14 protein-coding genes and 1 pseudogene are annotated in these 13,362 nt (G+C 72.8%); 6 read left to right on the top strand and 9 right to left on the bottom strand.

Going from position 1 to position 13,362, the window contains the following annotated elements:
• Nucleotides 1–46: 46 nt before the first annotated feature.
• Nucleotides 47–883, bottom strand: coding sequence for an MHYT domain-containing protein (locus MDN94_RS24745; RefSeq protein WP_482728046.1), 837 nt, complete (start codon nucleotides 881–883; stop codon nucleotides 47–49).
• A gap of 262 nt (nucleotides 884–1,145) precedes the next feature.
• On the opposite strand from MDN94_RS24745, the gene MDN94_RS24740 reads away from it, so the two are divergent.
• From MDN94_RS24740 to MDN94_RS24730, 3 genes are all read left to right on the top strand, one after another.
• Complete coding sequence (locus tag MDN94_RS24740; protein WP_482728045.1) at nucleotides 1,146–1,775, top strand: class I SAM-dependent methyltransferase; 630 nt, start codon at nucleotides 1,146–1,148, stop codon at nucleotides 1,773–1,775.
• Between the two features lie 129 nt (nucleotides 1,776–1,904).
• On the top strand, nucleotides 1,905–2,219 hold the full coding sequence (locus MDN94_RS24735; RefSeq protein ID WP_482728044.1) for a hypothetical protein: 315 nt from the start codon (nucleotides 1,905–1,907) through the stop codon (nucleotides 2,217–2,219).
• Nucleotides 2,220–2,295: 76 nt separating this feature from the next.
• Nucleotides 2,296–3,099, top strand: coding sequence for a hypothetical protein (locus MDN94_RS24730; RefSeq protein ID WP_482728043.1), 804 nt, complete (start codon nucleotides 2,296–2,298; stop codon nucleotides 3,097–3,099).
• Nucleotides 3,100–3,373: 274 nt separating this feature from the next.
• On the opposite strand, the gene MDN94_RS24725 is transcribed toward MDN94_RS24730, so the two are convergent.
• Together MDN94_RS24725 and MDN94_RS24720 are read right to left on the bottom strand one after the other, a co-directional pair.
• On the bottom strand, nucleotides 3,374–3,556 hold the full coding sequence (locus tag MDN94_RS24725) for a hypothetical protein (protein WP_482728042.1): 183 nt from the start codon (nucleotides 3,554–3,556) through the stop codon (nucleotides 3,374–3,376).
• A gap of 94 nt (nucleotides 3,557–3,650) precedes the next feature.
• A complete protein-coding gene (locus tag MDN94_RS24720) occupies nucleotides 3,651–4,739 on the bottom strand; it encodes a fatty acid desaturase family protein (RefSeq protein WP_482728041.1) in 1,089 nt (362 codons plus the stop codon).
• A 267-nt stretch (nucleotides 4,740–5,006) separates the two neighbouring features.
• On the opposite strand from MDN94_RS24720, the gene MDN94_RS24715 reads away from it, so the two are divergent.
• From MDN94_RS24715 to MDN94_RS24705, 3 genes are all read left to right on the top strand, one after another.
• The gene (locus tag MDN94_RS24715; protein ID WP_482728040.1) at nucleotides 5,007–7,949 is read left to right on the top strand and encodes a DEAD/DEAH box helicase; all 2,943 of its coding nucleotides are present in this window, start codon (nucleotides 5,007–5,009) and stop codon (nucleotides 7,947–7,949) included.
• Nucleotides 7,946–9,235, top strand: a complete 1,290-nt coding sequence (locus tag MDN94_RS24710) for an SWIM zinc finger family protein (RefSeq protein ID WP_482728039.1) — start codon at nucleotides 7,946–7,948, stop codon at nucleotides 9,233–9,235. Before MDN94_RS24715 ends, MDN94_RS24710 begins: the two co-directional genes overlap by 4 nt.
• 269 nt (nucleotides 9,236–9,504) lie before the next feature.
• Nucleotides 9,505–10,086: an N-acetylmuramoyl-L-alanine amidase gene (locus MDN94_RS24705; protein WP_482728038.1), complete on the top strand. Its 582-nt coding sequence runs from the start codon at nucleotides 9,505–9,507 to the stop codon at nucleotides 10,084–10,086.
• Nucleotides 10,087–10,106: 20 nt separating this feature from the next.
• Here MDN94_RS24705 and MDN94_RS24700 read toward each other — a convergent pair whose 3' ends face one another.
• The 6 genes and pseudogenes from MDN94_RS24700 to MDN94_RS24675 form a co-directional block, all read right to left on the bottom strand.
• Entirely contained in the window at nucleotides 10,107–10,553 is a 447-nt protein-coding gene (locus MDN94_RS24700) for a nitroreductase family deazaflavin-dependent oxidoreductase (protein ID WP_482728037.1), read from the bottom strand.
• A gap of 82 nt (nucleotides 10,554–10,635) precedes the next feature.
• A complete protein-coding gene (locus tag MDN94_RS24695; RefSeq protein WP_005307764.1) occupies nucleotides 10,636–10,830 on the bottom strand; it encodes a hypothetical protein in 195 nt (64 codons plus the stop codon).
• Nucleotides 10,831–10,956: 126 nt separating this feature from the next.
• A complete protein-coding gene (locus MDN94_RS24690) occupies nucleotides 10,957–11,829 on the bottom strand; it encodes a phosphatidylinositol-specific phospholipase C/glycerophosphodiester phosphodiesterase family protein (RefSeq protein WP_482728036.1) in 873 nt (290 codons plus the stop codon).
• A gap of 167 nt (nucleotides 11,830–11,996) precedes the next feature.
• Entirely contained in the window at nucleotides 11,997–12,617 is a 621-nt protein-coding gene (locus tag MDN94_RS24685) for an ABC transporter ATP-binding protein (protein ID WP_482728234.1), read from the bottom strand.
• Nucleotides 12,618–12,742: 125 nt separating this feature from the next.
• Nucleotides 12,743–13,117: pseudogene (locus MDN94_RS24680) on the bottom strand (ABC transporter permease subunit); the annotation flags it as partial.
• A gap of 61 nt (nucleotides 13,118–13,178) precedes the next feature.
• Entirely contained in the window at nucleotides 13,179–13,304 is a 126-nt protein-coding gene (locus MDN94_RS24675; protein ID WP_482728035.1) for a hypothetical protein, read from the bottom strand.
• Between the last annotated feature and the right edge of the window lie 58 nt (nucleotides 13,305–13,362).

Below are 13,362 nucleotides of genomic sequence, written 5' to 3'. Positions count from 1 at the left end.
CCTCGTTCCGGATACGTGCTGGCCGCGGCAGCGCCGCCCGGACCGGCTAGGCGGTGGCCGTGGGCGTGGTGCGTGCGGTGGACGTGCCCTGATCGGTGGTCGTGCCGGTCGGCGTGGGAGCGATCGGCCCGGCCTGATGGGCGGAGGTGTGGGCGGCGTGTTCGCCGGCGGTCGGGGAGAGCGCGACGAAGGCGGAGGTGACGAAGAGGTACGAGCCGAGACCGACGGCGAGGGGGAAGATGAACTGCATCGCCGTGGCTCCCGGCAGGCTCCCCCCGGCCGGGGCGACGTCCACGCCGACGGCGAGCATGCCCGTGTAGTGCATGCTGCTGACGGCCGCTCCCATGACCAGCGACGCGAAGGCCACCGCGATCGCCGACCTGATGTTCAGAGCCGCCCAGAGCGCCGCGGTCGCGGCGATCACGGCGATGGCGACGGACAGGGCGACGACGAGCGGGTCGTAGTGCACGGTGCCGTGCAGCCGCAGGGCCGCCATGCCCAGGTAGTGCATGCTGGCGACGCCGAGCCCCGTGGCGAGTCCGCCGATCAGCAGGGCCGCGGTCCGGTTGCGGCCGTAGCCGACGCAGAACACCCCGGCACCCACGACGAGCACGGCGACGACGAGGCTGAGGATGGTCAGCGGCACGTTGTAGCGGATGTCGGTGCCGCGCACGGCGAAGCCGAGCATGGCGACGAAGTGCATCGTCCAGATGCCGGTGCCGATGGCGGACGCGGCGGTGATGAGCCAGTTGCGCCGGGATCGGCCGGTGGCGGAGAGGGCACGCACGGTACAGCGCAGCCCGAGGGCGGCGCCGATGACAGCCATCAGATACGACAGCACGGGTGTGAGCAGGCCGAAGGCCGCGTGGTCCAGGTGTCCCATGGCCCAGGGACGCTAGCCCCGAGGCGGGCGCGCGCCGGGGGCGCAGTTCGAAAGCTGCTGGAATATGACAGGTAGATGTTTCTGAACGATCGTGCCGCGCTCGAACGTGTGCACTGTGCGGTCATGTGCCGGACGGCGGCTCCCCCGCGTCGCGGATGCCGCAGGCGCCGCGGTCCACGGCCGGACGGGCGGCCGCCTCCGGCAAGAACCGGCGGCGCCACCGCCGTGACGTACTCGCCCGGTATGGCGGATCATGGGGTCCATGGCCGTCGACCGCACAGCGCATGACCACACCCGGGTCCAGGAGTTCTTCGGCGCCCGGGCCGCGGACTGGGACAGCCGCTTCCCCGACGACGGCCCCGCCTATGCCGCCGCCGTCGCCGAGACGGGGCTGCGCCCCGGGGACGCGGTGCTCGACGCGGGCTGCGGCACGGGGCGTGCCCTCGAACCCCTGCGGGCAGCCGTTGGTCCAAACGGTGTGGTCCTCGGCATCGACCTGACCCCGGAGATGCTGCACCGGGCCCGGATTGCCGGACGTGACCGGAGCGGCCGGCTGCTGCTCGCCGACGTGGCCCGGCTGCCGATGACCGATTGCTCGCTCGACGTGGTCTTCGGAGCGGGGCTGATCTCTCACCTCGCGGACCCCGCCGAGAACCTGCGGGAACTGGCCCGGGTCGTGCGGCCGGGCGGCCGGCTGGCCCTGTTCCACCCCGTCGGCCGGGCCGCGCTGGCTGCGCGGCACGGCCGCGTGATCACCGACGACGATCTGCGGGCCGAGCCCAACCTTCGCCCGCTGCTGGCCGGTTCTGGCTGGCGGATGACGTCCTATGTCGATGAGGACGACCGCTTCCTCGCGCTGGCGGTCCGTCAGGAGAGCTTGCCGGGCAGCTGACCGGCGGCGCATCACCGGCGTCCTGCACCGGCCGGGGAGGCGCGGCCGTAAACGGTCCATCGCCGTTCGAACGGGCTGCGGCGGTGGAACACTTGAACTGATCGGCGGTGTCCCGCCGCCCTGCAGAAGGTGGTCAACGTGCTCGCTCGGCTCCGTAGTCTCCTCGCCTCCCGTCCGTCCCGGGCGAAGGCCCCCGGGCCGTCCGCGCGACAGCACAATCTGTTCGAGGCCGCTGCGGCCTATGTGACGGCATCCATAGAGAACGACGACGACCGCCTGGACGAGGCGGCCGGCTGGGTCGCCCCGGACGCTCTCGTCTTCGGGGTGAACCAGCTCGCCTGCCGCGCCGTGGTCGCTCTCGCCCGCGAGCGGAACGAGCCGGTCGAGGTGGTCGCGCGCGGGCTTCTCGGCCTCCCCGGAGCCCAGCCCGCCGGATCGAATTAGCGGCCGCCGACACTCGACGCGCGGGTTACCCACTGGTTAAGGTGCGCCGACGAAACGATGGGATGGGGAGGTGGCCGTGGCCGGGGCGGAAGACACCGTCGACGACGACTCGCTGTTTGTACTGACCGCGGTGCTGCTCACGCCGGCACAGTTCCCGAGCGTGCTCGGCGACGACTACCCGGCCGCCTGCCAGGCCCTCGGCCTGGAGCCGTACGCGGAGGGGTACGGGCTGGTCCTCGGGCAGGACGCCCGCGGCGCGCGCTGGACGGTCGTGGTCGACGACGTGTCGCTCGTGGCCGTCGCCATCGCCTCGTGGGACTGCGGTATGGAGTACGACCTGTCGCCCGACGAGCACAGCGTGGTCGCGGCACTGCCGGGCTGGCCTCTGGCCGTCGCGGTCGCCGCGCCGGGGGTGCCGGCGCCGCACGACCCCGCCCCCGAGGAGGGTGACCGGCCGCCGCTCGCCCCGCCGGACATGGAGGCCTGGGGTCCCGCCCAGCGCCGGCTGGGCGCCGACGAGGTGGCGCTGCGGTGGGCACAGTGGCGGGGACAGATCGACGACGCCGACGCGGGGACGTCCGCGGACGCTCCGGAGGGCGGGAGCCACCGGCCGCGCGAGCAGGTGCGCCGCGTCCTGGAGCAGGCCAGGGCCTATGTGGAGTCCCCGCCACCGCCCGGCCGGGTGCGCTCCTCCTTCGCCCCCGGCGGAGCCCGGATGCTGCGCGCCGACGGCCCCGGCTGGTCGATGGTCGCCAAGACCGACGACATCGCCTTCCTGCTGCTGGACGAGGAGCCGGGCGAGGTCGTGCCGGTGGGCCGCGGCCCGGAGCTGCCCGGGCTGCTGGAGGCGCTGGAGAAAGTGGCCGTCCACCCCTCCTGAGCCCGGCCACCGGATCATGTCGGCTACGGCGAGCGCGGACTCGCCGAGATCGCCTCGGCCCCGCCCACGGGATCACTTCGGGTACGGCAAGCAGCGCACGGCCACGGCCGGAGACCACTTACGGCCCGCCCGCGCCGGGGCACACCGGCCATGACCGCCACCGGACCGGCCCCCCCGTGCTCCCGTTCTACGCGACGCGGCCCGCTCCGGCCCCCGGCGGTCGCCGGGGGCCGGAGCGGGCCTCAAGGTCGTCAGGGCGCCGCCACGGCGGTGCTCAGCGGCCGATCTCCTTGCGGGAGACGCGCCGCAGCCTGCGGCGCTGGCTCGGGTCCAGCATCAGGTACGCCACCGCCGGCACGCCGAGCACCACCAGCAGCGACAGCCAAAATCCGAGCAGCGGCATCAGGAGCAGGCCCACGGCCACTCCCCCGACCACGATCTTCGTACGTGTCGACATTTCGACGCCTCCTCCGCGGCTGTGGCCGCTCCTGCTGTGAGAACGTGCGCACTCGCCCCACGGTTCCACTATGCGGTCCCGTGCAATCTTTCCGCTATGCGGTCCGCCGCAGTGGCTCGCCGACCTCGTGGAGGTGGGTGAGGGCCTGGCGGTAGGACTCGACGAGCCCGGTCTCCGTGAACGGGATGCCCAGCGCCCGGCAGTGCGCACGCACCAGCGGCTGGGCGAGCATCAGGTGGGGGCGGGGCATGCTCGGGAAGAGGTGGTGCTCGATCTGGTAGTTGAGGCCGCCGAGGAACCAGTCCGTGACGCGGCCGCCACGGATGTTGCGGGAGGTGAGGACCTGCCTGCGGAGATGGCCCCAGTCCTTGCCGGTCTCCTCGTCGGGCATCTCCATCCCCTTGTGGTTCGGGGCGAAGGCCATGCCGAGGTGGAGACCGAGGACCATCTGGTGCACGAGCGCGAACAGCACGGCCTGGCCGACGGGCATGGCGGTCAGCAGCAGGGCTGCGTACCCGGCGACATGGGCGAGGAGCAACGCGCCTTCGAGGACACGCTCCCCGGGCTTCTGGCGGCCACCTGCGCGGGAGAACACCGCCTGGAAGCCGTAGATCTTGAGGGCGATGCCCTCGAGGGTGGTCAGCGGGAAGAACAGCCATGCCTGGTGGCGGGTGAGCCAGCCACGCAGTCCGGCGCGGCCGGACACGTGCTTCTCGCTGAAGACCAGGACGTCGGCGGCGACGTCCGGGTCCTTGTCGATGTGGTTGGGGTTGGCGTGGTGCCGGTTGTGCTTGTCGTTCCACCACTCCTGGCTCATGCCGAGGAGCAGGTTTGCGTGCACGAGCTGGATGATCCGGTTCTTGCGGCGGTCCGCGGCGATCTGCGCGTGGCCGGCGTCGTGACCGAAGAAGGCGGCGCGGGTGGAGAAGAGCGCCAGCAGCGGTGCCAGGAGCAGCACCCACCAGGAGCCACCGGCCAGCGCCACGCCGGTGACGACGGCGGCGAGGGCCAGCAGGTTCACGGTGATGCCACGCGCGTACCAGCCGGTGCGGCGCTCCAGCAGACCCTGTTCCTTCACCGTGCGCAGCAGTGGTGCGAACTCGCTGCCCGCGCCGGAGCGGCGGCCCAGGGGGACCTCGGTGGCGGCAGTGGGCGGGGGAAGGGTGGCGATGCCCTGGGGCATGGTGGGTCTCCGGTCTGTGGACGGCGGGTGTGCCGGACGCGCGCGAAAAAAGAAGGTGGCTGCGCCGGATGCGCGAACTGTCCGACTGTTCCGGCCTGATAAACGTATGGACCGGGGCCCTTGGGGGCGATGGCGCCACCACCCGGGGCTCGGCGGGGGCAATCCCGCCCGTCGGGGTGGCGCTGGCTGTACCCCCGACGGTACGGCAGTCCTGTCGACAGCGTGGAGTGAGCCACATCACCGCGTGACGGCCGCCGTGAATTCGTGATGGTGGTGTACCCTCGGCGCTTCCGTCCTGCGGTAGTCAAATTTGAGGAATGCGTCATCGTCGTGCATGTGCTCCCTTCGGCAACCTCCTCCCCCGCTGTCGACTCCTCCGTTCTCCACGCCCTCGCCGCCTGCTCGGCGATCTTCCTCCCGGGCGATCCCGCACGCACGGGCCGCTTCGCCTTCTGGCGCTCCGACGGCAAGGAGCTGCCCGTCGACGACGCCGGGCCCGCCCCGCTCACCGTCGTCGTCCCCGGCCCCCGCACGGCCACCGTGCCGGCACTGCTGCTGCCCGTTCCGGAAGCACTGCCCGTCCTCACCCGCGCCCGCGCCGGGGCGGACTCCTCCGGCTCCGCGGCCTTTTGGGGAGCGGCCTCCCTCCTCGCCCTCCAACTCGCCGCGCGTGGACTCCTCCTGCCCGGCCTGAGCCCCACCGGCATGGATGCCTGGCGGATGGGACCGCTCGCACCCGAGGACCTGGAGCAGATGCGTACGCTGGCCGCCTCCATGCCGCCCGCCGCACACGCCGTACCCGTGGACGGCGCGGCCGGGACGCTGCTGCTGCCACGACCGGAGCGCCTGCTGCGCCAGTTCCTCGACGCGGTCGCGGACGGGCTGCCCCGCTCCCCCGCCGCTCCGCTCGCCGCCGGAGGAAGGGCGTTCGCGGCGCCGGAGGCGCAGCATCTGCCCGGGCTGCGGGCCTGGGCGGCGGACATCGCCGCCGGGCACGACGCGGGGGTACGCCTTTCGCTGCGGGTCGAACTGCCGGGCCTGGAGGACGCCGGCCCGGCGGACGACGCTCCCCGGTTCCGTGCCGTCCTGCAGATCCACAGCGTCAGCGACCCGGCGCTCGTGGCCGACGCCGCCGACGTGTGGGCGGGTTCCGGGTCCTCGGCCGCCGCGTTCGGGCCGCGGGCCCGGCTCGACGCCCTACTCGCGCTGCGCCGGGCGGCCCACGCCTGGCCTTCGCTCACGCCGCTGCTGCACGCGCCCGTGCCGGACGCCGTCGACCTCGCCGACGAAGAGGTCACCGAGCTGCTGGGGGACGCGTCACGGGCCCTCGCCGCCACGGGGGTCCAGGTGCACTGGCCCCGGCAGCTCGCCCGGCGCCTGACGGCCCGCGCCGTGATCGGCGCGCCCGACGACGGCGCGCAGGCATCGGGCCAGGAGTCCTCAGGGCTACCCTCGTTCCTGTCGGCGGACGCCCTGCTGTCCTTCAACTGGCGTTTCGCCCTGGGTGAAGACCGGCTCACTCGGGCCGAACTCGACCAGCTGGCGGAGGCGGGCCGGCCGGTCGTGCGGCTGCGTGACGAGTGGGTGCTGATCGACCCGACGGAGGCCCGGCGCGCCCGCGAGAGCCAGGACCGCAAGCTGTCCCCCGTGGACGCGCTCGGCGCCGTGCTGACCGGCACCGCGGAGGTCGACGGACGTACGGTCGAGGTGGAGGCGTCCGGCGCCCTGGAACGGCTCCGCGAGCGGCTCGCCGAACCGGAAGGCGGGCCGCAGGAGATCGGTCAGCCGGCGACGCTCCGTGCGTCGTTGCGCGACTACCAGCTGCGCGGCCTCAACTGGCTGCACCGGATGACGTCCCTCGGCCTCGGCGGCTGCCTCGCCGACGACATGGGGCTCGGCAAGACCATCACTCTCATCGCGCTGCATCTGCACCGGCAGACGGACCCCTCGGCCGCCGGGCCGACCCTCGTGGTCTGCCCGACGTCCCTGATGGGCAACTGGCAGCGGGAGATCGGCAAGTTCGCTCCCGGCACGCCCGTACGGCGCTTCCACGGCGCCGCCCGGTCCCTCGAAGGGCTCGGTGACGGGGAGTTCGTCCTCACCACGTACGGCACCATGCGCCTCGACGCGGCCCGGCTCGCGGAGGCCGACTGGGGCATGGTCGTCGCCGACGAGGCGCAGCACGTCAAGAACCCCTACTCGGCGACCGCCAGGCAGCTGCGCACCATCGGCGCCAAGGCCCGTGTGGCGCTCACCGGAACGCCGGTGGAGAACAACCTGTCCGAGCTGTGGGCGATCCTCGACTGGACCACCCCCGGCCTGCTCGGGCGGCTCGGCACCTTCCGCAGCCGTTACGCGCAGGCCGCCGAGGGTGGCGCCGACCCGGCCGCCGCCCGGCGACTGGGCGCACTGGTGAGGCCCTTCCTGCTCCGCAGGCGCAAGTCCGACCCCGGCATCGCGCCCGAGCTGCCGCCCAAGACGGAGACCGACCGCGCGGTGTCGCTGACGGCCGAACAGACCGGCCTGTACGAGGCGGTGGTACGCGAGACGCTCGCCGCGATCTCCGAGGCCGGCGGCATGGAACGGCGCGGTCTGGTGGTCAAGCTGCTCACCGCGCTCAAACAGATCTGCAACCACCCGGCGCAGTACCTAAAGGAGGAACGGCCCAGGGTCGAGGGCCGCTCCGGCAAGCTGGAACTGCTCGACGAGCTGCTGGACACCATCCTCTCCGAGGGCGCGAGCGTGCTCGTGTTCACCCAATACGTGCGGATGGCGCGGCTGCTCGAGGGGCATCTCGCCCGGCGCGGCGTGCGGACGCAGTTCCTGCACGGCGGCACGCCGGTACCCGAGCGGGAGGCGATGGTGAACCGTTTCCAGAACGGCGAGGTGCCCGTGTTCCTGCTGTCGTTGAAGGCGGCGGGAACCGGTCTGAACCTCACCCGGGCCGAGCATGTGGTGCATTTCGACCGCTGGTGGAACCCCGCGGTGGAGGCACAGGCGACCGACCGCGCCTACCGCATCGGGCAGGACCGGCCGGTGCAGGTGCACCGGCTGATCGCCGAGGGAACGATCGAGGACCGCATCGCGCAGATGCTGGAACGCAAGAAGGACCTGGCCGACTCGGTGCTGGGGGCCGGCGAGGCCGCCCTCACCGAACTGACCGACGCCGAACTGGCCGACCTGGTGGAACTGCGAGGAGCGGGACGATGACCGGACCGGAGGAAACGACGCGCACCTTCGACGCCCTCCCGCTGGCGCGCGGCAGGGGCTTCGCCCAGACCTGGTGGGGGCAGGCCTGGCTCAAGGCACTTCAGGACACGGCACTCGACGGTGAGCAGCTGAAGCGGGGGCGCCGGCACGCACGGGAGGGGGCGGTCGGGGCCGTCTCGGTGCGTCCGGGCCGGATCACCGCGGTGGTCCGGGACCGCGACGGCACGGCGTACCGCAGCGACGTACTGCTCCAGGAACTCGGCGAGCAGGACTGGGAACGCTTCCTCGACGTGGCCACGGACAGCGCGGGGCACATCGCGGCACTGCTCGACCGGGACATGCCGCCGCATCTTGTGGAGGACGCCACGGCTGTCGGCGTGGAGCTGCTGCCGGGGATCGGTGACCTGGAGCCCAAGTGCACGTGCGACGCCTGGGACCACTGTCCGCACACGGCCGCGCTCTGCTATCAGGTGGGTCGTCTGCTGGACCAGGACCCGTTCGTACTGCTGCTCATGCGCGGGCGTGGGGAGCGTCGCGTACTGGACGAACTGCAGCTGCGGAGCGTCGCCCGGGCGAACCCGCCGACGGGCCGGGCGGGCGACGAGGAGAAGGCGGCGGAGCCGGCCGGGGTGCGTGCCGACGAGGCGTTCGCGGCCGACGGCATCCTGCCGCCGCTGCCCACTCCGCCGGCGCTGCCCGACGAGCCCGGCCCCGCTCCGGCCCTCGACACCGGGACGGCTCCGGAGGGCGGTCCGGACGCCGCGGCGCTCGAGTTCCTCGCCGCCGACGCGGCGGCACGCGCACATCGGATGCTGGCCCAGGCCCTGGCGCCCGGCCATGCCGAGCAGCATCCGGAGCCCGTCCTGACAAGGGGCGAGGACGCGGTGCGGATGGCCGCGTCGGTCCCCGGACCGGTGATCGCCGCCCGGCTGGCCGCCGGCACGGAACGCACCCGCGGTGATCTCGACCTCGCGGCACGGGCGTGGCGGTACGGCGGGGCCGCCGGACTCGCGGCGCTCGAGGAGGACTTCGCACCGGACGAAGAACAACAGACGCGTGCGGCGGCGACACTGGCGGCGGCCTGGGCGACTGAGCCGGACCGCCCTCGGCTGCGCCCCTCGGGCCCCGCGCGGTGGACGGTCGTAGGAACCGGGGAGCAGTTGCGCCTGGGCCGCGACGGGAACTGGTGGCCCTTCCGCACGGAACGGGGCGCCTGGGCGCCGGCCGGACCCGGGTCGCCCGACCCGGCACAGGCCCTCGCGGGCGCGTCGGGCGAGGGCGACTGACAACGTCGGGTACGGGCTCCATGACGGCGGGGGAGTCGCGGAGCCCGTACGCGCGACCGGCCGGGAACGGTCCGTGCGCACTGCCCTCGCCGCACCCGCGCGAACGGCCGGGGGCCGCCCCCCGACAGTGACCAACTCCAACTGGCACGACCACTGTTGGCAAAGGTCGCGTTCTTCCGCCGTTCGCCCGGCCGCCAGTACCGTGGTGCCCAAGGCTCTCACCGGCCTTGTCCTGCCGTGTCCCCGCACGCCCCACCAGGAGAAGGCCCATGGACCGCAGATCCCTGCTTCGGGGCGCCGCCGCGACGGCCGCCGCCCACGCCCTGCTGCCCGCGACCCTCGCGCAGGCCGGCACCACCGCGGTGACGGACTACCCGTCAGCCGAGTGGCAGCCGGCCTCGTCCGCCAACTACACGGCCTCCAGCAGGCCCACGGCCTACCCGGTGCGGTACGTCGTCGTCCACGTCAGCCAGGAGACCTACGAGGACACGCTCGCCATCTTCCGCGACCCCGCACGGCGGGTGTCCGCGCACTATGTGGTGCGCTCCTCCGACGGACACATCGCGCAGTGCGTGCGGGAGCGCGACGTCGCCTGGCACGCCGGCAACTGGAACTACAACACCTGGAGCATCGGCATCGAGCACGAGGGCCGGGTCGACCGGCCCGCGTATTTCACCCATGCCCTCTACGAACGGTCCGCGGCGCTCACCGCGTCGGTCTGCGACCGGTACGGCATCCCCAAGGACCGGGCGCACATCATCGCCCACTCCGAGGTGCCCGGAGCCACCCACACCGATCCGGGCCCCCACTGGGACTGGGTGCGCTACATCCGCCTCGTCAACCTCTCCTGATCCGGCGCCCTCTGCTCGGTTCAGCGGTCCCGGTCCGGCGGCTCGACGACGAAGACCGGGATCTCCCGTTCGGTCTTCTGCTGGTAACTCTCGTAGTCGGGGAAGGCCTCCACGGCCCGCGCCCACCACACGGCCTTCTCCGCGCCGCTCACCTCACGTGCCGTCATGTCCCTGCGGACAGGACCGTCCTGGAGCTCGACCTGCGGGTGGGTCTTCACGTTGTAGTACCAGACCGGGTGCTTGTGGGACCCGCCCAGCGAGGCGATCAGGGCATACGCGCCTGCGTGTTCGACCCGCATCAGCGGTGTCTTGCGGATCTTCCCGCTTCTGGCGCCGCGCGTCGTGAGGATGACGACCGGCATCCCGCGCAGCGTGGTGCCGCTCGTACCGCCGGACTTCTCGTACTCCTCGACTTGATCGCGGACCCATTGTTCGGGGCTCGGCTCGTACTCACCCTCGAGTGGCATTGCGTTCTTCCCATCGCCTCGTGCTCTGCCGTCGGTTCGGCACCGGTACGCCGTGCGGATGCCCGGCCTGCGGGCTGCTTACTCAGGGACGCAGGCTCCCGACGACGTTGGCCGTGGCCGCGATGCCTTCCTGGATGGTCGGCGCCATGCTGGTGCCCGCCAGGAAGAAGCCGAGCAACGCGCAGACGACCGCGTGGCTCATCTTCAGCCCTCCGCTCCGCAGGAAGATCACTGCGAGCACCAGCAGGAGCAGCACCACCGAGATCGAAATGGCCATCGCCAACCTCCTTCGCCGCGCCGGAATTGCGGCATTCGGCGGCCAGTCTGGCGCAGCGGAGGTCCCGTACGGCCGACTGGCGTGTCCGCCGTACGGGTGCATCTCGGAGATCGGGCGGAAAGGTGGTCAGCCGCGGTCGTGAACGCGCAGGAAGCGCTCCAGACCGGCCAGGTCGTCGGTGTTGATGTGGTCGGCACCGGCGGCGAGGAGCTCGTGCCAGACGGCGTCGCGGGCCGGCCCCTCGAGGTCGGGAGTGGCCCAGAAACGGACCCGCTGGGAGCGCCGGTGGGCCGTGGCGACGAGTGTGTGCAGCTTCTCTCGTTCCGCCCCGGGGAATTCACCGGTGCCGCGCCAACTGAAGCTGTGCGTCCAGTTGCTGGAAACCAGCGGGATGAAGGACGCCGGAGCGGGATCGGCCGCCGCGAGGTCGTCGAGGCGGCCGTCGTAGAAGGCGTACCGCACCCGCTGCGCCTCCATCGGCGCGCGGGCCGTGCGGTCCCCGGAGATGACCGGGGTGACCGCGCCGAGGCGTACGTGCCCGTGGGCGCAGCTGCTCAGCATGCGCCGGTACTGGCGCAGTTGGCGGTCGAGTTCCAGGTAGGCGGCGACTCCGTCCGTCTTGATGTCGATCAGCAGCTGGACGGGGCGGCGACGGCCCCGGTACACGCTGCCGTGGTTGGCGCGCACCCGGGTGAGCAGAGGATCGAGGTAGAGCGAGCGCAGGGTGCGGGCGGGGTCGAGTCCGGCCGGTTCGTGGGCGACGAGCAGCTCGCCGTCGACGAGGAAGATGTCGGCCTCGACGCTGGTGAAGCCGTGCGACAGCGCGTCGTGCAGGGGGTGTTCGTGCAGATAGTCGTTGTGCGCGTGGGCCCGGCGCAGTGGCGCCGGGCCGTACGGTGCGCCGCTGCGTGCCGCGGCACGGGCCTGGGACGGCACCGCGACCGCACCGGCGAGTGCGGCGGCGAGCGTGGTGACGGCTGTGCGACGAGTGGTCGGCACGGATGACCTCCGGGCTCTGCGGGTCGGGAGGGACACCGGTGAGTATCCGTCGGGCCGACCCCAATGGGCAGGGTGGCACCAAGAGTTCGGCCATCCGTCATGTGGCGCGTCGGTCCGCCGTCCCGGGCCGGCCCGGCGGGGAATCAAGGTCGTACCCTGCTCAGGGCTCACGCCTGCGCGATGCGGGACCACTCGACCGTGCGGTCGCACCAGCGGTCGAGCAGGACGCGGTCGTGGCCCACCGCGAGCAGGCCCGCCCCGTGTTCGCGGCGGTAGTCCTCGACCACGTTCGCCAGCGCGGCGGTCGTCGACGCGTCGAGCATGGCCGTCATCTCGTCGCAGACCAGCCAGCGCGACCGCAGCACCAGCGCCCTGGCCAGGCAGGCGCGTTGGAGCTGGCCGTCGCTCACCTCGTGCGGCCGTCGGCCGAGGAGTTCGCCGGTGAGAGCGACGGTTTCCGCCGTCTCCAGCGCGCGGGCGGCGGCGTCGGCGCGACCTCGGCCCGCGGCCCGCAAGGGCTCCGCGATCACCTCGCGGAGCCGCAGCCGTGGGTCCGCGGAGAGCCGGGGCTGCTGGAAGACGACGCCGACGGCGGCGCGCAGGCTGCGCGGGGCTGCGTGGCGCCATCCGTTCACGGGTTCGCCGTCGATGACGACCCGGCCCGCGGCCGGCTGGTGCAGGAGGGCTGCGACCTTCGCGAGGATGGACTTGCCGCAGCCGCTCTCTCCGACGAGTGCGAGGCACTCTCCGGCGGCGAGGTCGAACGTCGCGTCGTTGACGGCTGCCACATGCCCCCCGTCGCGCGTCTTGAAGCGCACGGACAGGCCGTGCACGGCAAGCACGCGCCGCGACGCGGAGGAGGCGGCCGGGGGCTCGGTGCCCACGGCCGGCGACGGGTCGGTGGACGGCACGGTCACAGCATCAGCTCCGATCGGCGGCGGGGGTCGAGCCGTTCGCGCCAGGCACCGGCCGGCCCGGCCACGGCAAGCATGGGGACGATCAGGAACAGACCGGGGAACAGCGTCGGCCACCAGTCGCCGACGAGCAGTGAACCGCGGGCGGACTGCACCAGGTTGCCGAGACTCGCCTGGTGCGTCGGGAGGCCGAGGCCGAGGAACGACAGCGCCGATTCGTGCCACATCGCGTGCGGCACCATCAGTACGGCCGCGAGTCCGGCCTGCGGCAGCACCCCTGGCAGCAGATGCCGTGCGGCGACCCGCCACCGGGTCGCGCCGCCGCTGATCACCGCGTCGATGTACGGCCGTGCGCGCAGCGACAGCACCTCGGAGCAGGACGGTGCGGTAGGTGAAGACGACGTCCTTGGCGCTGAAAGGCGTGCCGTCGCTGAACTAGGCGATACCGACGACCGCCGACTCCTTCGCGCGCGACCCGGCGGCGCCGCCGCCCGGGTTCGAGCAGGCCGCCGCGCCGAAGGTCAGCGCGGCGGCCACGGCCCTGGCAGCGGCAGCCCGCATCGATCGGACCGTCATGAAATGCCCGCCCCTGTTGAAGATCAGCCGTTGTTGCAAACCT

This window comes from Streptomyces sp. WAC00040 (assembly GCF_056835925.1).
This window is presented reverse-complemented; position numbering and strand designations above follow the sequence as displayed.

Bases quoted from the DNA above. Each gene is read 5' to 3' on its own strand.
- MDN94_RS24745 (WP_482728046.1), bottom strand. From the start codon at position 883: ATGGGACACCTGGACCACGCGGCCTTCGGCCTGCTCACACCCGTGCTG.
- MDN94_RS24740 (WP_482728045.1), top strand. From the start codon at position 1,146: ATGGCCGTCGACCGCACAGCGCATGACCACACCCGGGTCCAGGAGTTC.
- MDN94_RS24725 (WP_482728042.1), bottom strand. From the start codon at position 3,556: ATGTCGACACGTACGAAGATCGTGGTCGGGGGAGTGGCCGTGGGCCTG.
- MDN94_RS24720 (WP_482728041.1), bottom strand. From the start codon at position 4,739: ATGCCCCAGGGCATCGCCACCCTTCCCCCGCCCACTGCCGCCACCGAG.
- MDN94_RS24715 (WP_482728040.1), top strand. From the start codon at position 5,007: ATGGTGGTGTACCCTCGGCGCTTCCGTCCTGCGGTAGTCAAATTTGAG.
- MDN94_RS24710 (WP_482728039.1), top strand. From the start codon at position 7,946: ATGACCGGACCGGAGGAAACGACGCGCACCTTCGACGCCCTCCCGCTG.
- MDN94_RS24705 (WP_482728038.1), top strand. From the start codon at position 9,505: ATGGACCGCAGATCCCTGCTTCGGGGCGCCGCCGCGACGGCCGCCGCC.
- MDN94_RS24700 (WP_482728037.1), bottom strand. From the start codon at position 10,553: ATGCCACTCGAGGGTGAGTACGAGCCGAGCCCCGAACAATGGGTCCGC.
- MDN94_RS24695 (WP_005307764.1), bottom strand. From the start codon at position 10,830: ATGGCCATTTCGATCTCGGTGGTGCTGCTCCTGCTGGTGCTCGCAGTG.
- MDN94_RS24675 (WP_482728035.1), bottom strand. From the start codon at position 13,304: ATGCGGGCTGCCGCTGCCAGGGCCGTGGCCGCCGCGCTGACCTTCGGC.